This window comes from Streptomyces sp. GbtcB7 (genome assembly GCF_019091445.1).
In the GTDB taxonomy this organism is placed as follows: domain Bacteria; phylum Actinomycetota; class Actinomycetes; order Streptomycetales; family Streptomycetaceae; genus Streptomyces; species Streptomyces mirabilis.
Genome location: NZ_JAGXJM010000059.1, coordinates 31,877 through 52,827, shown reverse-complemented (window position 1 = coordinate 52,827; position 20,951 = coordinate 31,877). Strand labels below are relative to the sequence as shown.

Annotated in this window: 22 protein-coding genes; 18 read left to right on the top strand and 4 right to left on the bottom strand. The window is 70.7% G+C overall.

Features of this window, described 5'->3' with window-relative positions; translation table 11 throughout:
* The 14 genes from KVT44_RS51140 to KVT44_RS51075 all read left to right on the top strand — a co-directional run.
* Positions 1–156: biotin/lipoyl-containing protein (locus tag KVT44_RS51140; protein ID WP_302832235.1), on the top strand; the 156-nt coding region annotated here is incomplete at its 5' end.
* Positions 157–311: 155 nt separating this feature from the next.
* Complete coding sequence (locus tag KVT44_RS51135) at positions 312–641, top strand: TcmI family type II polyketide cyclase (RefSeq protein ID WP_054237209.1); 330 nt, start codon at positions 312–314, stop codon at positions 639–641.
* Complete coding sequence (locus KVT44_RS51130; protein ID WP_054237210.1) at positions 638–1,909, top strand: beta-ketoacyl synthase; 1,272 nt, start codon at positions 638–640, stop codon at positions 1,907–1,909. Before KVT44_RS51135 ends, KVT44_RS51130 begins: the two co-directional genes overlap by 4 nt.
* The gene (locus KVT44_RS51125; protein ID WP_217575481.1) at positions 1,906–3,120 is read left to right on the top strand and encodes a ketosynthase chain-length factor; all 1,215 of its coding nucleotides are present in this window, start codon (positions 1,906–1,908) and stop codon (positions 3,118–3,120) included. Before KVT44_RS51130 ends, KVT44_RS51125 begins: the two co-directional genes overlap by 4 nt.
* A 64-nt stretch (positions 3,121–3,184) precedes the next feature.
* Entirely contained in the window at positions 3,185–3,460 is a 276-nt protein-coding gene (locus tag KVT44_RS51120; protein WP_054237212.1) for an acyl carrier protein, read from the top strand.
* Between the two features lie 97 nt (positions 3,461–3,557).
* Positions 3,558–4,343: a 3-oxoacyl-ACP reductase FabG gene (gene fabG / locus KVT44_RS51115; protein WP_099921683.1), complete on the top strand. Its 786-nt coding sequence runs from the start codon at positions 3,558–3,560 to the stop codon at positions 4,341–4,343.
* A 50-nt stretch (positions 4,344–4,393) separates the two neighbouring features.
* Positions 4,394–5,329 (top strand): aromatase/cyclase, encoded by a 936-nt coding sequence (locus KVT44_RS51110; RefSeq protein WP_217575479.1) that lies wholly within the window; start codon positions 4,394–4,396, stop codon positions 5,327–5,329.
* A 2-nt stretch (positions 5,330–5,331) separates the two neighbouring features.
* Entirely contained in the window at positions 5,332–6,912 is a 1,581-nt protein-coding gene (locus KVT44_RS51105; RefSeq protein WP_217575478.1) for an FAD-dependent monooxygenase, read from the top strand.
* Positions 6,913–7,075: 163 nt separating this feature from the next.
* Positions 7,076–8,551, top strand: coding sequence for an FAD-dependent monooxygenase (locus KVT44_RS51100; protein ID WP_254651023.1), 1,476 nt, complete (start codon positions 7,076–7,078; stop codon positions 8,549–8,551).
* Between the two features lie 164 nt (positions 8,552–8,715).
* A complete protein-coding gene (locus KVT44_RS51095) occupies positions 8,716–9,615 on the top strand; it encodes an alpha/beta hydrolase (protein ID WP_177324387.1) in 900 nt (299 codons plus the stop codon).
* Between the two features lie 112 nt (positions 9,616–9,727).
* Entirely contained in the window at positions 9,728–10,984 is a 1,257-nt protein-coding gene (locus KVT44_RS51090) for an MFS transporter (protein WP_254651026.1), read from the top strand.
* On the top strand, positions 10,968–11,282 hold the full coding sequence (locus KVT44_RS51085; RefSeq protein ID WP_054237216.1) for an acyl carrier protein: 315 nt from the start codon (positions 10,968–10,970) through the stop codon (positions 11,280–11,282). The genes KVT44_RS51090 and KVT44_RS51085 overlap by 17 nt, the downstream gene beginning before the upstream one ends.
* A 30-nt stretch (positions 11,283–11,312) precedes the next feature.
* Positions 11,313–12,896, top strand: a complete 1,584-nt coding sequence (locus KVT44_RS51080) for an acyl-CoA carboxylase subunit beta (RefSeq protein WP_217575474.1) — start codon at positions 11,313–11,315, stop codon at positions 12,894–12,896.
* Between the two features lie 14 nt (positions 12,897–12,910).
* Positions 12,911–13,183, top strand: coding sequence for an acyl-CoA carboxylase subunit epsilon (locus tag KVT44_RS51075; RefSeq protein ID WP_075033384.1), 273 nt, complete (start codon positions 12,911–12,913; stop codon positions 13,181–13,183).
* A gap of 150 nt (positions 13,184–13,333) precedes the next feature.
* Here the strand turns inward: KVT44_RS51075 and KVT44_RS51070 are convergent, their stop codons facing one another.
* The 3 genes from KVT44_RS51070 to KVT44_RS51060 form a co-directional block, all read right to left on the bottom strand.
* Complete coding sequence (locus KVT44_RS51070; protein ID WP_129592043.1) at positions 13,334–14,140, bottom strand: 4'-phosphopantetheinyl transferase superfamily protein; 807 nt, start codon at positions 14,138–14,140, stop codon at positions 13,334–13,336.
* The gene (locus KVT44_RS51065; RefSeq protein ID WP_217575473.1) at positions 14,137–15,090 is read right to left on the bottom strand and encodes an aromatase/cyclase; all 954 of its coding nucleotides are present in this window, start codon (positions 15,088–15,090) and stop codon (positions 14,137–14,139) included. The genes KVT44_RS51070 and KVT44_RS51065 overlap by 4 nt, the downstream gene beginning before the upstream one ends.
* Before the next feature lie 304 nt (positions 15,091–15,394).
* The gene (locus KVT44_RS51060; protein ID WP_054237220.1) at positions 15,395–16,090 is read right to left on the bottom strand and encodes an antibiotic biosynthesis monooxygenase; all 696 of its coding nucleotides are present in this window, start codon (positions 16,088–16,090) and stop codon (positions 15,395–15,397) included.
* A 248-nt stretch (positions 16,091–16,338) separates the two neighbouring features.
* On the opposite strand from KVT44_RS51060, the gene KVT44_RS51055 reads away from it, so the two are divergent.
* From KVT44_RS51055 to KVT44_RS51045, 3 genes are all read left to right on the top strand, one after another.
* Positions 16,339–16,785 (top strand): nuclear transport factor 2 family protein, encoded by a 447-nt coding sequence (locus tag KVT44_RS51055; RefSeq protein ID WP_190172712.1) that lies wholly within the window; start codon positions 16,339–16,341, stop codon positions 16,783–16,785.
* The gene (locus tag KVT44_RS51050; RefSeq protein WP_099921677.1) at positions 16,782–18,092 is read left to right on the top strand and encodes a cation:proton antiporter; all 1,311 of its coding nucleotides are present in this window, start codon (positions 16,782–16,784) and stop codon (positions 18,090–18,092) included. The genes KVT44_RS51055 and KVT44_RS51050 overlap by 4 nt, the downstream gene beginning before the upstream one ends.
* Positions 18,093–18,264: 172 nt before the next feature.
* Positions 18,265–18,789: a flavin reductase family protein gene (locus KVT44_RS51045; protein WP_225900379.1), complete on the top strand. Its 525-nt coding sequence runs from the start codon at positions 18,265–18,267 to the stop codon at positions 18,787–18,789.
* A gap of 14 nt (positions 18,790–18,803) precedes the next feature.
* On the opposite strand, the gene KVT44_RS51040 is transcribed toward KVT44_RS51045, so the two are convergent.
* Positions 18,804–19,211 carry a helix-turn-helix domain-containing protein gene (locus KVT44_RS51040; protein WP_075033417.1) on the bottom strand — a complete coding sequence of 136 codons (408 nt, stop codon included), beginning with the start codon at positions 19,209–19,211 and terminating at the stop codon, positions 18,804–18,806.
* 206 nt (positions 19,212–19,417) lie between these two features.
* On the opposite strand from KVT44_RS51040, the gene KVT44_RS51035 reads away from it, so the two are divergent.
* Positions 19,418–20,911, top strand: a complete 1,494-nt coding sequence (locus KVT44_RS51035) for an MFS transporter (protein ID WP_217575471.1) — start codon at positions 19,418–19,420, stop codon at positions 20,909–20,911.
* The last annotated feature ends 40 nt before the right edge of the window (positions 20,912–20,951 follow it).

Genomic DNA, 20,951 nt, shown 5'->3' with positions numbered 1-20,951 from the left:
CAGGAGGTCAAGGAGGGCGACCTCGTCGTCGTCCTGGAGGCCATGAAGATGGAACAGCCCCTCAACGCCCACCGCTCGGGGATCGTCAAGAGCCTCACCGCCGAAGTGGGCGCGTCCGTCGCCTCGGGCGCCGCCATGTGCGAAATCACCAGCTGAATCACCCGGAATTTCCCGGCATTCTCCAGCGCAATTCTGAACCGGTCTGACAATTCCCTGACACGGGGAATATTGAAACCGCTCGTACCGCCCAAGATACTGAATATGAGCTTTCGTCAACTGTTGTGTGGTGGGCCCCGAGGAGAGGGAAACGTATGTACAGCACGCTGATTGTGGCTCGGATGGATCCCGGGTCGAGCGTCGACGTCGCGAAGATTTTCGGTGATTTCGACGACACGGAAATGCCGCACCGCATGGGCACGCGCCGGCGCCAGCTCTTCCAGTACCGGGGTCTGTACTTCCACCTCCAGGACTTCGACGCGGACAACGGCGGCGAGCTGATCCAGCACGCCCGGCACGACCCCCGCTTCATACAGATCAGCGAGGACCTGAAGCCGTTCATCGAGGCGTACGACCCGGCCACCTGGCGCTCCCCGGCCGACGCGATGGCCACACGCTTCTACAACTGGGAGGCGTCCGCGTGACCGGCCGACGAGTTGTCATCACCGGTATCGAGGTGCTCGCCCCCGGTGGTGTCGGGGCGAAGAACTTCTGGAACCTGCTGAGCGAGGGCCGTACGGCCACCCGCCGCATCACGTTCTTCGACCCCAGTCCGTTCCGTTCCCGGGTCGCCGCCGAGATCGACTTCGATCCCGCGGAGCACGGACTGCGCCCGCAGGAGATACGCCGGATGGACCGCGCCGCCCAGTTCGCGGTGGTCGCGGCCCGTGGCGCGGTCGCCGACAGCGGTATCGACATCGACGCCTACGACCCGTACCGCGTTGGCGTCACCATCGGCAGCGCGGTCGGCGCGACCATGGGTCTGGACGAGGAGTACAACGTCGTCAGCGACGGCGGCCGGCTCCATCTGGTCGACCACGCCTACACGGCCCCGCACCTGTACAACTACCTGGTCCCCAGCTCCTTCGCGGCCGAGGTCGCGTGGGCCGTGGGCGCGCAGGGCCCCAACACGGTGGTCTCCACGGGCTGTACGTCCGGCATCGACTCGGTCGGGCACGCCGTGGAGCTGCTCCGAGAGGGCTCGGCGGACGTCATGATCACGGGTTCGTCCGACGCCCCGATCTCGCCGATCACGATGGCGTGCTTCGACGCGATCAAGGCGACGACGCCCCGGGACGACGTACCCGAGCGCGCCTCGCGCCCCTTCGACGGGACCCGCAACGGGTTCGTCCTCGGGGAGGGTGCCGCCGTGTTCGTCCTGGAGGAGCTGGAGAGCGCCAAGCGGCGCGGCGCGCACATCTACGCCGAGATCGCGGGCTATGCGACGCGCTCGAACGCGTACCACATGACCGGTCTGCGTCCGGACGGGGCGGAGATGGCCGAGGCCATCACGGTCGCGCTCGACGAGGCCAGGATGAACGCGACCGAGATCGACTACATCAACGCGCACGGCTCGGGCACCAAGCAGAACGACCGCCACGAGACCGAGGCGTTCAAGCGGAGCCTGGGCGACCACGCCTACCGGACCCCGGTCAGCTCGATCAAGTCGATGGTCGGGCACTCGCTCGGCGCGATCGGCTCCATCGAGATCGCCGCGTCCGCGCTGGCGATGGAGAACCACGTCGTGCCGCCCACGGCCAACCTCACCACCCCCGACCCCAAGTGCGACCTCGACTACGTGCCGCTGGTCGCCCGTGAGCAGCTCACCGACGCGGTGCTCACGGTCGGCAGCGGCTTCGGGGGATTCCAGAGCGCCATGGTGCTGGCGCGTCCCGAGAGGAGCGTGGCATGACCACCACGGTGGTAGTGACCGGTCTGGGCATCGCCGCCCCCAACGGACTGGGCACACAGGACTTCTGGGCCGCCACCCGGACCGGCAAGAACGGCATCGGGCGGGTCACCCGCTTCGACCCGTCCTCCTACCCGTCGACCCTGGCGGGCGAGGTGCCCGGTTTCGTCGCCGCGGACGTGCTGCCGAGCCGGCTGCTGCCGCAGACCGACCACATGACCCGGATGGCGCTGGTCGCCGCCGAGTGGGCGCTCGCGGACGCGGGCATCGACCCCAAGGAACTGCCCGAGTACGACATGGGCGTCGTCACGGCCAGTTCCTCGGGCGGCTTCGAGTTCGGACAGGGCGAGCTGGAGAAGCTGTGGAGCCAGGGCAGCCAGTACGTGTCCGCGTACCAGTCCTTCGCCTGGTTCTACGCCGTCAACAGCGGTCAGATATCCATCCGCAACGGGCTCAAGGGCCCCAGCGGCGTCATCGTCAGTGACGAGGCCGGCGGTCTCGACGCGGTGGCGCACGGCCGGCGGCTCATCCGCAAGGGCACCCCGATGATCGTCTCCGGGGGCGTCGACGCGTCGATCTGTCCCTGGGGCTGGGTGGCGCAGATGGCCGGCGACCGGCTGAGCACGAGCGACGAGCCGACCCGTGCCTACCTGCCCTTCGACGCCGACGCGGCCGGTTACGTACCGGGCGAGGGCGGCGCCATCCTGATCATGGAGTCGGCCGAGTCGGCGTGCGAGCGCGGCGCCAAGATCTACGGCGAGATCGCGGGCTACGGCTCGACGTTCGACCCGCGGCCCGGCAGCGACCGCGAGCCCGCCCTGCGCAAGGCGATCGAACTCGCCCTCGCTGACGCGGGTGCCGCGCCCGAGGACGTCGACGTGGTCTTCGCGGACGCGGCGGGCGTGCCGGAGCTGGACCGTATCGAGGCCGACGCGATCTCGGCGGTCTTCGGGGTCCGGGGTGTCCCGGTCACCGCGCCCAAGACGATGACGGGCCGGCTGTACTCCGGCGCGGCCCCGCTCGACGTCGCCACCGCGCTGCTGGCCATCGAGGAGGGCCTCATCCCTCCGACGGTCCACATCAACCCCGACGAGGAGTACGGCCTCGACCTGGTCCTCAACCAGTCGCGCACCGCCCAGGTGCGCACCGCCCTGGTCCTGGCCCGCGGTTACGGCGGCTTCAACTCGGCCGTCGTGGTCCGCGCCGTCGACTGACCGGCACCCCCTGCCCCCAAGACCCCCGACTGAACGATCCATTTCGACCTGGGAAGGAACCCACGTGTCCACTTCGGAATTCACCCTGGACGACCTGCGCCGCATCCTCCAGGAGGGTGCCGGTGTCGACGAGGGCGTCGACCTCGACGGCGACATCCTCGACGAGCCGTTCGAAGTCCTCGGCTACGAGTCGCTGGCGCTCCTGGAGACCGGCAGCCGTATCGAGCGCGAGTACGGGATCGTCCTCGACGAGGACCTGCTGACCGACGCCGACACCCCGCGCGCCCTCATCGAGGCCGTGAACCAGCAGTTCGGCGCCGACGAGCCCGCCGCCGCCTGACGCCCGACGGCGTTCCCGGACCGGGCGAAACCTTTCACCTGACCTCGTCCGGTCCGGTACCGCCGCACCCCCGCAGCACAAGAGGGAGAGGAAGCACATGTCAACGCTGGAAAAGCGGGTCGCTCTCATATCGGGGGCCACCAGCGGCATCGGCCTCGCGTCCGCGCGGGCGCTGGCCGCGGCCGGCCACCGCGTGTTCATCGGCGCCCGCAGCGCGGACAACGTCGCCGAGACCGTCAAGATCCTCCAGGAGGAGGGCATCGACGCCGACGGCACGGTCCTCGATGTCCGCGACCCCGCCTCGGTCGGCGCCTTCGTGCAGGCCGCGGTCGACCGCTTCGGCACCGTCGACGTCCTGGTCAACAACGCCGGCCGGTCCGGTGGCGGCGTCACCGCCGACATCGAGGACGAGCTGTGGACCGATGTCATCGACACCAACCTCAACAGCGTGTTCCGGCTGACGCGGGAGGTGCTCACCACCGGCGGCATGCGCCACAAGAGCCGTGGCCGCGTCATCAACATCGCCTCCACGGCCGGCAAGCAGGGCGTGGTCCTGGGAGCCCCCTACTCCGCCTCGAAGCACGGCGTGGTCGGTTTCACCAAGGCCCTCGGCAATGAGCTGGCCCCCACCGGCATCACCGTGAACGCCGTCTGCCCCGGCTATGTCGAGACGCCGATGGCCCAGCGCGTGCGCGCCGGATACGCGGCCGCCTACGACACCTCCGAGGACGCCATCCTCGAGAAGTTCCAGGCCAAGATCCCGCTCGGCCGCTACTCCACCCCCGAGGAGGTCGCCGGCATGGTCGCCTACCTCGCCTCCGACACGGCCGCCTCGGTCACCGCGCAGGCCATCAACGTCTGCGGCGGACTCGGCAACTTCTGAGCACCCCCACCGACCGGCAGCCCGTACCCAGCCATGGAGAAGAAAGCGTCATGACGACCCGTGAGGTAGAGCACGAGATCACGATCGCCGCGCCCGCACCGGCCGTGTACCGGCTGCTGGCGGAGGTCACCAACTGGCCCCGGATCTTCCCGCCCACCATCCACGTGGACCGCGTGGAGCACGACGGCTCCCAGGAGCGGATACGGATCTGGGCCACCGCCAACGGCGAGGCCAAGAACTGGACCTCGCGCCGCGAACTGGACCCCGAGGCCCTGCGCATCACCTTCCGCCAGGAGGTGACCGCCCCGCCGGTCGCCGCGATGGGCGGCACCTGGATCATCGAGCCGCTCGGCGAGAACGAGTCCCGGGTACGGCTGCTGCACGACTACCGCGCCGTTGACGACGACCCGCACGACCTCCTGTGGATCGACGAGGCCGTCGACAAGAACAGCCGCTCCGAGCTGGCCGCGCTGAAGAAGAACGTCGAGTTCGCGCACGCGGCGGAGGAGGTGACCTTCTCCTTCGAGGACACCGTCTACGTCGACGGTTCGGCCAAGGACGTGTACGCCTTCATCAACGAGGCGAACCTGTGGTCGGAGCGCCTGCCGCACGTCGCCACGGTCCGTCTGGAAGAGGACACCGTGGGGCTCCAGACCCTGGAGATGGACACCCGGGCCAAGGACGGTTCCGTCCACACCACCAAGTCCTACCGGGTGACCTTCCCGCACCAGCGCATCGCGTACAAGCAGGTCACGCTCCCCGCGCTGATGACCCTGCACACGGGCCACTGGACGTTCACCGACACCGACCAGGGCGTCGCGGCGACCTCCCAGCACACGGTCACCCTCAACACGGACAACATCGAGAGCATCCTCGGCTGCGGGGCCACCGTCGCCGACGCCCGCGAGTACGTCCACACGGCCCTGTCCACCAACAGCCGGGCCACCCTCACCCACGCCAAGGCCTTCGCAGAGAACAGGCGTTGACGATGACGACGGACCATCAGGACACCGACACGACCATCCTGGACACCGACGTCCTCGTGGTCGGAGCGGGCCCCGCCGGGCTGATGCTCGCCACCGAGCTGAGGCTGGGCGGCGCCGAGGTGGTCGTCGTCGACCAGCGCCCCGGCCCGACCACCGAATCGCGGGCCTCCACCCTGCACGCCCGCACGATGGAGATCCTCGACTCCCGCGGGCTGCTGGACGAGCTCGGTACACCGCCGTGCGAGCCGCGCGGTCACTTCGGCGGCGTACCGCTGGACCTGACGCTGCCCAGCTCACACCCCGGGCAGTGGAAGGTCGCGCAGACCCGCACCGAGGAGCTGCTGCAGCGGCGGGCCGCCGTGCTGGGCGCCGATCTCCGGCGCCGGCACCAGCTGCTGTCCCTGGAAGCGAAGAGCGAGGGAGCCGGGCGGGACGAGGCCGGACAGGTCGGCGCCGGGCAGGACAGGGTGGAGGCCGAGGCCATCGGTCCCTACGGTCCCGTCCGCATCCGGGCCCGCTACCTGGTCGGCTGCGACGGCGAGGACAGCACCGTACGGCGCCTGGTCCGGGCCCCCTTCCCGGGCCGGGACGCCGCACGCGAACTGCTGCGCGCCGACGTCTCCGGCGTCGAGGTCGCCGACCGGCGCTTCCAGCGCCTGGAGCACGGGCTCGCCATCGCCGCCACCCGCGAGGGGGTGACCCGGGTGATGGTCCACGAGTTCGGGCGCCCCGCCGCCGAACGCGGCGGCGCCGAACCGGACTTCGCGGAGGTCACCGACGTCTGGAAGCGCGTCACCGGCGAGGACATCAGCCAGGGCACCCCCCTGTGGGTCAACGCCTTCGGCGACGCCAACCGGCAGCTCGCCCACTACCGGCACGGTCGCGTCCTGTTCGCCGGGGACGCGGCGCACCGGCAGATGCCGAGCGGCGGACAGGCCCTCAACCTGGGCGTCCAGGACGCCTTCAACCTCGGCTGGAAGCTCGCCGCCGTCGTCCGCGGCAGCGCGGGCGAGGACCTCCTGGACACCTACCACTCCGAGCGCCACACCGTGGGCCGCCAGGTCCTCGCCAACATCCGGGCCCAGGTCGAGCTGCTGCTCGGCGGCCCGGAGGTCGAACCCGCCCGGGCCCTGCTCACCGAACTCGTCGCCCTGGACGGCGTACGGCAGCACCTCGCCGGGATGATCAGCGGCCTCGGCATCCGGTACGACGTCGAGGACGTCGGCGTCGGCCCCGAGATCCACTCCGACGAACACCCGCTGCTCGGGCGGAGGTTGCCGGACGTGTGGCTGGAGCCCGCGGAGCGTGGCACGCGGCGCCGTACGACCGAACTGTTGCGCACCGGTCGCGGCTTGCTGCTGTCCCTGGACGGGGACGGCGCCCCGGCGCTGCGCGCGACGGCGGCCCCCTGGTCGGACCGGGTCGCCTTCGTCGCCGACCGCCCCGCTGCCGGCGGCCCGCTGCCGGCCGGGCAGGCCCTGCTGATCCGTCCCGACGGCCATGTGGCCTGGGCCGGTTCCGGTCCGGCCGGTCTGGCGCGGGCGCTGACCCGCTGGTTCGGCACCCCGGCCGCCGACGACTGAGTACGACCGCACGGGCCCGTCACGGACAAGCACACGCACAGGCAAAGGCACGGCACGGCAGGGCACGGACAGGCACACGCACACGCACGCACACGCACAGCTGAGGCACCGCACGTCACCCACCGATGCGACGCGCGCCCGGGCGCGCGAGGAGAGGACACCCATGGACGCGCAGATGGACGCGGACGTCATCGTCGTCGGCGCCGGCCCGGCCGGGCTGATGCTGGCCGGGGAACTGCGGCTGGGCGGGGTGAGTGTCATCGTCGCCGAGCGGCTGGCGCGGCCCACCGGACAGTCGCGCGGGCTCGGGTTCACCGCCCGCGCCATGGAGTCCTTCGACCAGCGCGGTCTTGTCCCGCGCTTCGGCGGGCTGGAGAAGAGCCCGATGGGTCACTTCGGAGGGGTGCAGTTCGACTACACCGTGCTGGAGGACGCCCACTTCGGGGCCCGCGGCGTCCCCCAGTCCCAGACGGAGGCGGTTCTGGAGGAGTGGGCGGGTGAGCTCGGCGCCGACATCCGGCGGGGCTGGGAGTTCCTGGCGCTGGAGCAGGACGGGACCGGGGTCACCGTCACCGTGGCCGCGCCCGACGGCGAGCGCACGCTGCGCGCCGCGTACCTGGTGGGCGCCGACGGCGGGCACAGCCCGGTGCGCAAGGCCGCGGGCTTCGACTTCCCCGGTACGCCCGCCACCCGCGGCATGTACCTCGCGGATGTCGTCGGCTGCGAGATCCCGCCGCGCTTCCTGGGCGAGCGGCTGCCCGGCGGCATGGTGATGGCCGCGCCGCTGAAGGAGGGCGTGGACCGGATCATCGTGTGCGAGCACGGCACCCCGCCGGCCGACCGCAGTGAGACCCCGGAGTTCGCCGAAGTGGCCGCGGCCTGGGAGCGGTTGACGGGTGAGGACATCTCCGGCGGCGGTGCGGACTGGGTCAGCTCCTTCACGGATGCCACCCGCCAGGTCACCGAGTACCGGCGCGGGCGGGTGCTGCTCGTCGGCGACGCCGCGCACATCCACCTGCCGGCCGGCGGCCAGGGACTGAGCACCGGTGTCCAGGACGCGGTCAACCTCGGCTGGAAGCTCGCGGCGACCGTCCAGGGCCGGGCCCCCGAGGGACTGCTCGACACCTACCACGACGAGCGTCACGCGGTCGGCGCGCGGCTGCTGATGAACACCAAGGCACAGGGCACGGTCTTCCTCGGCGGCCCCGAGTCCCAGCCGCTGCGGGATCTGTTCGCCGAGCTCATCGGCCTCGATTCGGTCAAGCGGCACCTCGCCGGGGTGGTCAGCCACCTCGACGTCCGCTACGACCTCGGGGACACCGGGGACTCGCTGGTCGGGCGCCGGTTGCCGCCGCGGGCGCTGAACACCGCCACCGGCGAGGTCCGTACGCCCGAACTCCTCCACGCCGCCCAGGGCGTGCTGCTCGACCTCGCCGACGACTCCGTACTGCGTGAGGCGGCTGCCCGCTGGAAGGACCGCGTCACCGTCGTCACCGGCACCCCGCAGGACCCGGCCGCGTTCGGCGGCGCCGCCGCGGTGCTGGTCCGCCCCGACGGCTATGTGGCCTGGGCGGACACCGGTTCGGCGGAGCTGTGCGCGACGCTGCACCGCTGGTTCGGCGCACCCGAGACCCGCTGAGAACCACCACCGGCAACCGATCCGCACGAGAGCACCAAGACGAGAGCACCCGCACGAGAGCACCCACAAGAAAGCACGAACACGCAAGCACGAACACGAGAGGAAGTACCCCAGTGAGCGTTCCCACGGTCGAGACCATCCCCTCGTCCGTACCCGGTTCGGCCATGCCCTCGATGTCCCCTGGTGTGCGCCCCGTCGCCCTGGCGGCCGGTGACGTCACGCTCTCCGCGCTGATCGCCCAACCGTCCGGGCCACCGCGGGCCACGGTCGTCGCGGTGCACGGGGGAGGAATGAGCGCCGGGTACTTCGACGGGCAGGCCCACCCCGACGTCTCCCTGCTCGCCCTCGGCGCCCGGCTCGGCTACACCATGGTCGCCGTCGACCGGCCCGGCTACGGGCTGTCCGCCGCGGACGCCCCGAGCGGTCAGACCCTGGCCGAGCAGTCCGCAGCGCTGCACGCGGCGCTGCGGCACCTGGCCGGCCGCGCCGAGACGGGCGCCGGGGTGTTCCTGCTCGCGCACTCCTTCGGCGGCAAGCTCGCCCTGACGTACGCCGCCTGCCAGGCCGGCGATCCGGATCCGGCCGTACCGCCGCTGCTCGGGCTCGACATCTCCGGGCTCGGCCGGGACTACGCGGTCGACCACCCGGAGGGCGGCCCCGACCCGCACCAGCACCGGCACTGGAAGCGGAACTGGGGTGCCCTGCGTTTCTACCCGCCGAACACCTTCCGCGAGGCCGAGGGCCTGGTCGCCCCGATGCCCCCGCGCGAGCAGGCCGAGGCACTCCAGTGGCCGCGGCGGTTCCCGGTCGCGGCGGCGGCCGTGCAGGTCCCGGTGCGGCTGACGTTCGCCGAGCAGGAACTGTGGTGGCACCACGACGAGGACACCGTCGCCGACCTCGCCGCGCACTTCGCCTCGGCGCCGTCCGCCGCCGTCGACCGTCAGCCCGGTGCCGGGCACAACATCAGCCTCGGCTGGGCCGCCCGCACCTACCACCTGCGCGCGTTCGCGTTCTTCGAGGAATGCCTCGCGCGCCGGTCCGCGGGCGCGTCCGTGACGCCCTGATGCCATGACGACCACACGGCCCGACGCCAGGGACACGACGAAGAGGGCGAGGCGGGGAAGGAGGGGCAGGCGGCCCGGGGGCGTCGGCAGCCGTCGTACGCCCTTCCGGTCCCTGGCCGTGCGCAACTTCCGGCTCTTCGCGGCCGGCCAGGTCGTCTCGGTCGCGGGCACCTGGATGATGGTCACCGCCCAGGACTGGCTGGTGCTCTCCCTGACGGGGGACTCCGGCACGGCCCTGGGCACCGTGACCGCGCTCCAGTTCACCCCCCTGCTGCTGTTCACGCTGTACGGCGGCCGGCTCGCCGACCGCCACGACAAGCGGCTGCTGCTCACCGTCGCCAACCTGGTCTCCGGCGCCCTCGCGCTGGCACTCGCCGTACTCGTCCTGGCCGGCTCCGCCCGGCTGTGGCAGCTGTATCTGTTCGCGCTGGGCCTCGGCACCGTCAACGCGGTCGAGGTGCCCACCCGGATGGCGTTCGTCAGCGAGATGGTCGGCCCCGAGCTGCTGCCCAACGCCTCGGCGCTCAGCGCCGCCTACTTCAACACCGCCCGCGTGGTGGGCCCCGCCCTCGCCGGACTGCTGATCAGCGCGGTCGGCGCGGGGACAGCCATGCTGCTCAACGCGGCCAGCTATCTCGCCACCGTGACCGGGCTGCGACTGATGCGCCCGGGGGAACTCCTGCGCACGGCCCCGCCGGAGCGCGGGGTCAAGGTGGTCGACGGGCTGCGGTACGTGCGCGGGCACCCCGACCTGTTCGTGCCGCTGGCACTGGTCGCCGTGGTCGGCCTGTTCGGCTTCAACTTCCAGCTCACCCTGCCGCTGCTCGCCAAGACCGTCTTCCACTCGGGCGCGACCGCGTTCGGGCTGCTGACCACGGCGTTCGCCGCCGGTTCGCTGCTCGCCGCGTTCGCCACCACCGTGCGCAGCGCCCGCCCGGCCGCCCTGACCGTCACCGCCTCCGCACTCGCCTTCGGGCTCCTCGAGACGGCGGCAGGCTGGTCGCCCACCTACGTGTGGGCGGCCGTGCTGCTGTTTCTGACCGGCTTCGCCACCCTCTACTTCGCCCAGGCCGCCAACCACCGCATCCAGTTGGGCAGCGACGCCGCCTACCGCGGCCGGGTGATGGCGCTCTACACGCTCATCCTGCAAGGACTCACCCCACTCGGCGCCCTCCTCGTGGGCTGGCTCACCGTTCGTCACGGTGCGCGCTCCGGCCTGTACGTGGGAGGGCTCGCCTCGTCGGCGGCGGCGCTCGCGGTGCTGCTCGCGGGGCGGACACGTCGATTCCTCCCCAGCCACCGGCCGGAACCGGCACTCCTCGGGCCCGGCCCTCTCCCTGAAAGGCAGCCCCATGAGTCCCCTGAGTGACGACACCCCGTGCAGTTGGCTCGACCGGCTCCCGGACCCGGTCCAGCTGCGCGCCATGGCCCCCGACGCACGTGCCCGCACCATCGGCCACTGCCTGCGCCTCGAACTGCATGACCTGCTCGCGGTCCCGCCGGGGCACCGGCTCTCGCCCGGTCTGCCGTTGCGCGGCCAGGGCCTGGACACGCTCGACGCCCTGCACCTGGGGCGCCGGATCCGGCGCGCCCTCGACGCCGAGGTGCCCGCCGAGGTGCTGCGGGAGAGCACCGTCGGCGAACTGACCGCGTTGCTCGCCCGCTGACCGAACCGTCTTTCCTCTTGATCCACTTGAATGGGAGATCCGTACATGGAGCCCGCGATACCCATCGAACTGGGCGGCCGGCTGATGGAGCTGGCCGAACGCAAGGACATCGCCCGTGCCGGACAGGACCCGAAGGCGACCGAACGACAGCACGCCAAGGGCAAGCTGACCGCTCACGAGCGCATCGAACTACTGCTGGACAAGGGCAGCTTCCAGGAGGTCGAACCGCTGCGCCGGCACCGGGCGACCGGCTTCGGCCTGGAGGCGAAGAAGCCCTACGGCGACGGTGTGATCACCGGCTGGGGCACGGTCGAGGGCCGTACGGTCTTCGTCTACGCCCATGACTTCCGTGTCTTCGGCGGCGCGCTGGGCGAGGCCCACGCCTGCAAGATCCACAAAATCATGGACATGGCCATCGCGGCCGGGGCGCCGCTGGTGTCGCTCAACGACGGTGCGGGCGCCCGCATCCAGGAGGGTGTCTCCGCGCTCGCCGGGTACGGCGGCATCTTCCAGCGCAACACCCGGGCCTCCGGTGTCATCCCGCAGATCAGCGTGATGCTCGGCCCGTGCGCGGGCGGTGCGGCGTACTCGCCCGCCCTGACCGACTTCATCTTCGCCGTCCGGGACATCTCGCAGATGTTCATCACCGGGCCCGACGTGGTCCGCGCGGTCACCGGCGAGGAGATCAGCCAGAACGGGCTCGGCGGCGCCGATGTGCACGGCGCTGTCTCCGGAGTGGCGCACTTCGTCCACGACGACGAGGAGAGCTGCCTCGCCGAGGTGCGCTATCTGCTGTCGCTGCTGCCGTCCAACAACCGCGAGCTGCCGCCCCGGCACGTCAGCGGCGACCCGGGCGACCGGTCCGGGGACGTGCTGCTCGACCTGGTGCCGCACGACGGCAACCGCTCGTACGACATGCGCGGGGTCGTCGAGGAACTCGTCGACGACGGCGACTACGTGGAGGTGCACGCGGGCTGGGCGCCGAACATCGTCTGCGCCCTGGCCCGGATCGACGGTCACACCGTCGGCATCGTCGCCAACCAGCCGGCCGCCATGGCGGGTGTCCTGGACATCAAGGCGAGCGAGAAGGCCGCGCGGTTCGTGCAGTTCTGCGACTCCTTCAACATCCCGCTGGTCACGCTGGTCGACGTGCCCGGCTTCCTGCCGGGCGTGGACCAGGAGCACGACGGCATCATCCGGCGCGGCGCCAAGCTGCTCTACGCGTACTGCAACGCGACCGTGCCGCGGGTCTCGGTGGTGCTGCGCAAGGCGTACGGCGGCGCGTACATCGTGATGGACTCCCGCTCCATCGGCGCCGACATCGCGCTGGCCTGGCCGACCAACGAGATCGCGGTCATGGGTGCCGAGGGGGCCGCCAACGTGGTCTTCCGGCGGGAGATCGCGGCCGCGGACGACCCCGACGCGATGCGTCAAGAGAAAATCGACCAGTACAAGGAGGAGCTGGTCCACCCTTACTACGCCGCCGAACGCGGGCTGGTCGACGACGTCATCGACCCGCGCGAGACGCGGGCGGTCCTGGCCCGTTCGCTCGCCATGCTCGCGGCCAAGCACGCCGAGCTGCCGCGCCGCAAGCACGGCAACCCGCCCCAGTGAGCAGGGAGGAAACCATGAGTATCCAGCGCCCCGCCCTTGTCCCCGTTCCCGATCCCGCCCCCGATCCCGTCTCCGAACCCGCGGCCGGTCCGCTTTTCCGGATCGAGCGCGGCTGCCCCTCCCCGGAGGAGCTGGCCGCGCTGACCGCGGTACTGATGGCCGTCACCGCGGGCCCCGGCGTCGCACCCGACGACACGGCCCGCAAGCACCAGGTCGTCGCCCTGTGGCGCCGCCCCGAACGCGTCACCGGCTTCGACGGCCCCCGCACCTGGCGAGCGGCGGCCTGAACCCGTCACGGGCACCACAGCCCGAAGGGGCCGGAGAGTTCACCAGAACTCTCCGGCCCCTTGGTCGTGCCCCCTCAGGGGCGCGGGGAACTGCGCGACCAGCCCACGGCAACCCGCACCCTGAGCCCGACCCGCAGTCCCCCCATCTCCTCAGCGCTCCAGATCCCCATGCTGAGCAGGATCCCGGAGCATCGACCGCAGCCCCGGTTCCATCTCCACAAGACGCTCCACCGCGTCCGGGGCGTAGAGATAAGCGGTAGGCACGGCGCGAAGGGCGACGGGCCGATCTCCCGCCCCGGCCAGCGCCACCGCCGCGATGTGGGTGGAACACAGGGGCAGGTTGCCCACCACCCACCCCGTCGGCCGCTCGGCCAGCCCTGCCTCACCGAGGTAGTCGAGGTCGGCCCCCCGGGTCAGCCCGGTGCCCAGCCCCTTCAGATAGGCCTCCTTCCGTGTCCACAGGCGGCCGAAGGCCATGGTCCGTTCGTGCTCGGGAATCTTCTCGAGCTCCTCACGTTCGGCCGGATGCAGCGCCGGCAGACACGCCTCGGCGGTCTGGGGCGACGGCAGTCGCTGGACGTCGGCGCCCACCCGTGACTCCGCCACCACCACGATCGCCAGGCCGTGGCTGTGCGAGAGCGAGAACTGGGGGGCGCCGCCGGGCACGCCGAGCACCACGGGTCGGCCGTGGCGTTCACCGTTGCCGTTGTACCGCTCGCCGGCGAGGTTGAGCCGGCTCGGTTCGATGCCGGTGTAACCGGCGAGGACCCGGCGCAGTCCCACGTGCGCCGCGGCGTACATCTGGCGGTCGTCGGGGCGACGGTAGGAGTCGGCCCGACCTCTCTCGTACGCGTCGAGCTCGTCGTACGGGACGTCACGCGGCGAGTCGGGCGGTGGCAGCAGCCACACGTCCAACTCCCCTCGCGCTACGGCGAGCCGGCGCACCGTCGGGGTCAACGGCGGCCCTCCGCGTGAGCCTTGGCGTGGTTCAGGGTGGCCAGGCTGTTGGTGGACAGGGCGGTGTGGACGTACTCGCGGGCGTCGGCGACGGTGGCGGTGTCACCGAGGATGCGGGCGATGTTGTCCGTGTTGAGGGTGACGGTGTGCTGGGAGGTGGCCGCGACGCCCTGGTCGGTGTCGGTGAACGTCCAGTGGCCCGTGTGCAGGGTCATCAGCGCGGGCAGGGTGACCTGCTTGTAGGCGATGTGCTGGTGGGGGAAGGTCACCCGGTAGGACTTGGTGGTGTGGACGGAGCCGTCCTTGGCCCGGGTGTCCATCTCCAGGGTCTGGAGCCCCACGGTGTCCTCTTCCAGACGGACTGTGGCGACGTGCGGCAGGCGCTCCGACCACAGGTTCGCCTCGTTGATGAAGGCGAACAGGTCCTTGGCGGAGCCGTCGACGTGGACGGTGTCCTCGAAGGAGAACGTCAACTCGGCGTCGGCGTATTCGCGTTCCGCGCTCTCCTTCAGCGCCGCGAGTTCCGCGACGGCGCTCCGGTCGATCTCGGCGCCGATCCGGTCCAGGGCCCCGGGGTCGTCGTCGGCGGCCCGGAACTCGTGCAGCAGCCGTACTCGGGACGCGTTCTCCCCGAACGGTTCGACGAGCCAGGCGCCGCCGAGGCCGGCGACGGGGGACGCGGTGACCAGGTGCTGGAAGTTGACCCGCAGCTTGGCGGGTTCGACGATCCGGCGCAGCGGACGGCAGCGCGGTTCGCCCGCCGCGGTCGGTGCGGTCTCCCAGATCGTCAGCCGCTCCTCGCCCTCGGGAGCCTCCTCGTACTCGACGTGGATGACCGAGGGGAAGATCCGTGGCCAGTTCCCCACCTCGGCGATCAGCCGGTGGACGGTGTCCGCCGGGACCGCGATGTTGATCTCGTGCGCGACTTGGCGCATGCCCGGGTGTTCCATGCGTGCTGTCTCCTCGTCCTGGTGTGGCGCGCGGGGGCGGGACGGGAACGGGAACGTGACGGACAGAAAAGCCGCTGCCGGGTGGGGGATTCCCGGCAGCGGCCAGCCAGTGGGGATGGGAACGCGCCCGTGCGTCCGCGTCCGTGCGCGATCTGTCATACGTGCTTCTGTTGCGCGTGGGTCTGCCGTGCGGGCGGGGCTGCCATGTCTTCAGAGCCGCCGTGCGGGTGTTTCACGTGAAACAACGTGCAGACCCGGTGGCGGGCCGGCCGCCGCCCGACCGGTCGGCCCGCCACCGGGTGGCTCACTCGCCCGCGGAGCGGGTGTGGACGACCTGGTAGGTGTTCTCGTCCTGCCAGGTCTGGAGCGCGGCGACGCGGGCGTCGACCTTCTGGCGCTCCGGGGAGCGCTCACCCTGCGGCACGGAGCGGAAGGCGTCGTACGCCTCCTTGCTGTCCCACTGGGAGTAGACGACGACGAACTTGCCCTCGATGCCGCGGGCACGCAGGCCGCGCAGCACCGTGTGGGTGCGGTAGCCGGGGACGTCGACCAGCCACGTCTGGGACTCGCCCAGGGCGTCGATCAGGTCCTCCTGGTTCTCCGGCAGCACGCCGAACAGCTCGATGGCCGTGTAGTCGTCGCGGGACGGGGAGATCTCGGTGACGCCGCCCAGCTCCGGCTTCTGCTGCGTGAAGGCGATCTCGTTCTGGAGCAGACGGATCGAGGTGGTGATCTCACCGAAGAGCGGGAGGGTGCGGTGCTTGAACTCCTCACCGGCGTAACGGCTCTCCAGGTCCTCGGTGCTGCGCCACTGGATGAAGTTGGCCGTTCCCGGCTTGTCCTGCCCGGCGTGGACCGTGCTGGATATCCAGCCCTCGTAGGCCGCCGTGTCGACGATCTGGCGCATCGCGGCGAGCAGCTTGACCTGCTTCTCGGCGGCGTCGGTCGAGAACAGGTTGAGAACGGTCAGGTGCTGACCATCGGCTGCGATCTTCGGCATTCTCTCGTCTCTTCCGTTCGAGGAAATGGGAGTGCGAATGGAGGTGCGAATGAAGGTGCGGGTGGAGCCACGAATGCAGCTACGAATGCAGCATGGCAAGAAGATCTGCCCATGTGAAAGGGTCGGCACTTCAGGATTGGCGGCGCTTTTGTCAATTGTTCGAGGGCGGTGTCAGATCTTTCTCAACTTCGTCAGGGCTGTGAAAAGCGGCCTTGGTTGCCGATTGGCGTGGGCGCCATGCTCGGGTAATGCAGTCAGGCCCGGAAGCATTAGAGATATCCACTCTCCTTGACCGGTACCTCATCGGTCTCGACGACGACGAACTCGACGACGCGTGGGCGCGGGGGCTCTTCACGAAGGACGCCCTGGTCGAGTTCCCCATGAGCCGGCACGAGGGCCTCGACGGACTCGCCGGCTACCACCGTGACGCACTGGCGGCCTTCGCCGCCACCCAGCACCTCGGTTCGCCCGCGGTCGTCGACCTCGACGACGCCGGTGAGCGGGCCGTGCTGCGCGCCAACCTCGTCTCGACGCATGTGCACCACCCCGACGCGGCGGACGAGCCCCTGTTCCAGGTCGGCACCCTCGCGACCGGTGAAGCCCGCCGCGCCGCCGAGGGCTGGCGGCTCTCCTCCCTGACCTTCCGCGTGCTGTGGACCCGCGGCACCCCGCCCCGACCCCGGGAGCCCCAATGACGACGCTGGCGGCGGCCAGTCCCCAGGACATGAAACTCGCGATCATGCTTGCCGACATCGGCGTGGTGCTCGTGGCCGGCGCCGCACTCGGCCGGCTCGCGCAGAAGCTGCGTCAGCCGATGGTGGTCGGCGAGATCACCGCGGGCATCCTGCTCGGCCCGAGCGTCCTCGGTCTGCTGCCGGGGAACCTCACCGAGCACCTTTTCCCCGCCGACGTGCGGCCGTTGCTGTCCGCGGTCTCCCAGGTCGGTCTGATCCTGTTCATGTTCGTGGTGGGCTGGGAGTTCGAGAAGCGCCTGATCAGGCCGCACGCCCGGCTCGCCGCGGGCGTCTCGCTCTCGTCGATCGCGATGGCCTTCGGCCTGGGTGTGGCGCTGGCCCCGTTCCTGTACGACGAGCACTCCACGGTGGCCGGACACCACATCTCCTTCGTCGCGTTCGCCACCTTCATCGGCACCGCGATGTCGGTGACCGCCTTCCCCGTGCTCGCGCGGATCCTCACCGAGAACAAGCTCCTGGACACCCGGGCCGGTTCGCTCTCGCTGGCCAGCGCCGCCATCGACGACCTGCTCGCCTGGTGCCTGCTGGCCTATGTCTCGGCCCTGGTCACGGCGAACGGGAACTACTCCGACCTCGCCCGCATCGGTCTCTACAGCGTGCTCTACGTGGCCGGGATGCTGTTGGTCGTACGCCCGCTGGTGGCCCGGCTGGTGTGGCGCTGGGCGGCCACCGAGCGCTGGTCCGCGCTGCTCGCGGTGCTGTGCGCGGGCGCCCTGACCTCGGCCTGGCTGACCACCTGGATCGGCATCCACGCCATCTTCGGGGCCTTCCTGTTCGGGTTCGTGATGCCCCGTGAGCCCGCCATGGTCCTCGCGGAGCATCTGCGCAAGCCCATGGACCACGTCAGCGTCGTGCTGCTTCCGGTCTTCTTCATCGTCACCGGGCTCGGCGTGGACCTCGGTGCGCTCACCGCCGGTGACTTCGTCGCGCTCGTCGCGATCATCGTCGTGGCCTGCACCGGCAAGCTGGTCGGCGCCATTCTTCCGGCACGGCTGGCCGGGTTCTCCTGGCGTGAGTCGAAGGACCTGGGGCTGCTGATGAACACCCGGGGTCTGACCGAACTCATCATCCTCAACGCGGCCGTCAGCCTGGGCGTGCTCGACACCCGCATGTTCACGATGCTCGTGATCATGGCGCTCGTCACGACGGCGATGGCGGGTCCGCTGCTGTCCAGGCGTCGTCCGGTGCCGGCTGTCGTGCCCGAGCCGTCCGAGCCGTCCGAGGCCCCGGCTTCACGCGCCGCCTGATCAGGAACGCCCCGGAACCCCCGTAACTCCGCCCCGCCCGGACTCCGAACCCCCCGACTCCGTAATTCCGGACTCCGTAACCCCGGACTCCGTAACCCCCGAACCCGGTAACCCCCGTAACTCCGTAACCGCGTAACTCCGTAACCCCGTATCCGAGAACGAGAGGGCTGTCGTGATCCCCGTTTCGCAAGCCATCCCCGAGCAGCTCGGTCCGGTCGACGGCCGCGCGCTGCGCACCGTGTGCGGACACTTCGCCACCGGTGTCACGGTCATCACCTCGGGCAGCGGCGACAACGCCACGGGCGCCACGGTGAACTCCTTCACCTCGGTCTCCCTGGACCCGGCGCTGGTGCTCATCTGCCTGCACGACAACTCCCGGCTGCTGCCCGTGGTCCAGGAGTCCGGCGGCTTCGTCGTGAACTTCCTGACGCAGCGACAGGAGCCCGTGGCCTGGGCGTTCGCCGGTCGGCGGACCGCCCGGATCGAGGAGGTGCCGCACCACAGGTCCGTCCTCGACCTGCCGGTGCTCAGCGAGGCGCTCGCGCATCTGGAGTGCCGGCTGGTCACCGAGTACGACGGCGGCGACCACACCATCCTGCTGGGCGAGGTCGTCGGTCTGCGCGCGCCCTCCGAAGCCGAGCAGGAGGACCCGCTGATCTTCTTCCAGGGCTCCATGCGGACACCGGCATGGAGCTGAGGGACCTACCCGGCTCAGTGGTTGCGGGCCGCGGCCTGCTCCTCCGCCTCGTCGAACGCCTGCCGCGCCTGCTCCACCAGCGGCAGGTGGCCGGTCGACCAGTCGAAGAGCGAGGCGAACAGGGGGGCCAGGGTCCGTCCCAGATCGCTGATCTCGTACTCCACCCGGGGCGGCACCTCCGGGTAGTACGTGCGGATCACCAGCCCGTCCCGCTCCAGCTGACGCAGCCGCTGCGTCAGCACCTTCGGCGTGATGGTGCCGATGTTGCGGTGCAGTTCCACGAAGCGCTGGGTGCCGAAGGCGTTCAGCGTCCACAGGATCGGCGTGGTCCAGCGGCTGAACACGATGTCGAGGACCGGGGCGATCGGACACCTCTGCGGGGTGCCGGCGGCGGCCGCGTGCGCGGCTTCGGGGCTGGTCATGACCGGCATGCCGGGCGCGTCGGCGGCGCCGCTCGCGGCCGTGGGGCCCTGCGTGGCTGTGCTCTTCATTCCGACCATCACCTTTCGGGAAGTCACTTTCCTCTAGGTACCTACTATACCCAGGATGCTAGCTTCCAAGAAGCCAGCAAAGCCAGTACCTCCCTGTACGTCCCCGTCCGAGAATCCTCATGCTCCTAGGGAGTGACATGTCCATCCAAGAGTCCACCCACAGCCCCGCCAAGGCGGCGGGCGAGTCCGGGCCGGTCCGCCGCCCCGGCCTCATCCTGGCCTTCCTCTGCCTGGCCGGCTTCATGACCTTCCTCGACGTGTCGATCGTGAACGTCGCCCTGCCGACCATCGAGGACGAGCTCAACATCTCCACCACCGCTCTCCAGTACGTGGTCACCACCTACGGCATGCTCCTCGGCGGCTTCCTGCTGCTGACCGGCCGGCTCGCCGACACCCTCGGCCGCCGCCGGATGCTGCAGACCGGTCTGCTCCTGTTCGCCGGTTCCTCGCTGCTCGCCGGGGTCTCGCAGAACGCCGCGATGCTGATCGGTGCCCGCGGTGCCCAGGGCCTGGGGGCCGCGTTCATCGCCACCGCCGCGCTGAGCCTGCTGACCAACAACTTCGAAGAGGGCGCGGCCCGCAACAAGGCGCTCGGTGCCTGGGGCGCGCTCAGCGGTCTCGCCGCCGTCGCCGGTGTCACCCTCGGCGGTCTGCTCACCGATGGGCCCGGCTGGCGCTGGATCTTCTTCATCAACGTCCCGATCGGCGTCATCGGCGCCCTGGTCGCCCCGATGGTCGTCGGCGAGAGCCGCTCCGCCCAGCGCAGCAAGTCCTTCGACGTCGCCGGTGCGGTCACCCTCACCGCCGGCCTGGTCCTGCTGATCTTCACCCTCGGTCAGACCGTCTCCGACTCCAATGTCCCGACCGGCCGGGTCATCGGCGGGTTCATCCTCTCCGCGATCCTGCTCGTCTCCTTCATCGTCATCGAGCGCCGCGCCAAGGAGCCGCTGATGCCGCTCGGCATCTTCCGCCGCCCCTCGCTGCGCGCCGCCAACGGCATCGCCATCCTGCTGCTCGGCACCTGCGTCACCCTGTTCTTCTTCGCCAGCCTCTTCATGCAGCAGGTCCTGGACTACTCCGCCGTCAAGACCGGCTTCGCGTACGTGCCGCTCGCGGTACTCACCGCCGTCGGCGCCGGCGTCGCCTCCCAGGTCGTCACCAAGGTCGCCGCCAAGCCCGTCCTGCTGGTCGGCCTCGCGCTCGCCGCGACCGGCATGATGCTGCTGTGGCGTGCCCCGTCCGACGCCTCCTACCTGACGGACGTACTGCCCGCCTTCGTCCTGATGGGCCTCGGCCTCGGAATGTCCTTCGTCCCGCTGCAGGTCTCCGCGTTCGCGGGGATCGAGGAGCGCGAGTCGGGTCTGGCCGCCGGTCTCATCAACACCGCCCAGGAAGTCGGCGGCGCGCTCGGCCTCGCGGTCGCGGCGACCTACGCCTTCCGCCGGGTCGACGAGCTGACGGCCAAGGCCCACGGTGTTCCCGCCCTGGTCCAGGAGGCCCGTACGACCGTCTTCCACGACGCGTTCCTCGTGGGCGCCTGCTTCGCCGCGGCCGCCTTCGTTGTGACCCTGGTGCTGCTGCCGTTCACCAGGTCCTCCGAGCAGTCCGCGGCCGTCCCCGCGCACGCCTGACGGCAGACCAGAGACCGAAGTCGGACGACGGAAGAACGGA

Excerpts from the sequence above, each read along its gene's own strand:
- KVT44_RS51135 (WP_054237209.1), top strand. The coding sequence starts at position 312 with ATGTACAGCACGCTGATTGTGGCTCGGATGGATCCCGGGTCGAGCGTC.
- KVT44_RS51125 (WP_217575481.1), top strand. The coding sequence starts at position 1,906 with ATGACCACCACGGTGGTAGTGACCGGTCTGGGCATCGCCGCCCCCAAC.
- fabG (WP_099921683.1), top strand. The coding sequence starts at position 3,558 with ATGTCAACGCTGGAAAAGCGGGTCGCTCTCATATCGGGGGCCACCAGC.
- KVT44_RS51110 (WP_217575479.1), top strand. The coding sequence starts at position 4,394 with ATGACGACCCGTGAGGTAGAGCACGAGATCACGATCGCCGCGCCCGCA.
- KVT44_RS51105 (WP_217575478.1), top strand. The coding sequence starts at position 5,332 with ATGACGACGGACCATCAGGACACCGACACGACCATCCTGGACACCGAC.
- KVT44_RS51100 (WP_254651023.1), top strand. The coding sequence starts at position 7,076 with ATGGACGCGCAGATGGACGCGGACGTCATCGTCGTCGGCGCCGGCCCG.
- KVT44_RS51095 (WP_177324387.1), top strand. The coding sequence starts at position 8,716 with ATGCCCTCGATGTCCCCTGGTGTGCGCCCCGTCGCCCTGGCGGCCGGT.
- KVT44_RS51085 (WP_054237216.1), top strand. The coding sequence starts at position 10,968 with ATGAGTCCCCTGAGTGACGACACCCCGTGCAGTTGGCTCGACCGGCTC.
- KVT44_RS51080 (WP_217575474.1), top strand. The coding sequence starts at position 11,313 with ATGGGAGATCCGTACATGGAGCCCGCGATACCCATCGAACTGGGCGGC.
- KVT44_RS51075 (WP_075033384.1), top strand. The coding sequence starts at position 12,911 with ATGAGTATCCAGCGCCCCGCCCTTGTCCCCGTTCCCGATCCCGCCCCC.
- KVT44_RS51065 (WP_217575473.1), bottom strand. The coding sequence starts at position 15,090 with ATGGAACACCCGGGCATGCGCCAAGTCGCGCACGAGATCAACATCGCG.
- KVT44_RS51060 (WP_054237220.1), bottom strand. The coding sequence starts at position 16,090 with ATGCCGAAGATCGCAGCCGATGGTCAGCACCTGACCGTTCTCAACCTG.
- KVT44_RS51055 (WP_190172712.1), top strand. The coding sequence starts at position 16,339 with ATGCAGTCAGGCCCGGAAGCATTAGAGATATCCACTCTCCTTGACCGG.
- KVT44_RS51050 (WP_099921677.1), top strand. The coding sequence starts at position 16,782 with ATGACGACGCTGGCGGCGGCCAGTCCCCAGGACATGAAACTCGCGATC.
- KVT44_RS51040 (WP_075033417.1), bottom strand. The coding sequence starts at position 19,211 with ATGACCAGCCCCGAAGCCGCGCACGCGGCCGCCGCCGGCACCCCGCAG.
- KVT44_RS51035 (WP_217575471.1), top strand. The coding sequence starts at position 19,418 with ATGTCCATCCAAGAGTCCACCCACAGCCCCGCCAAGGCGGCGGGCGAG.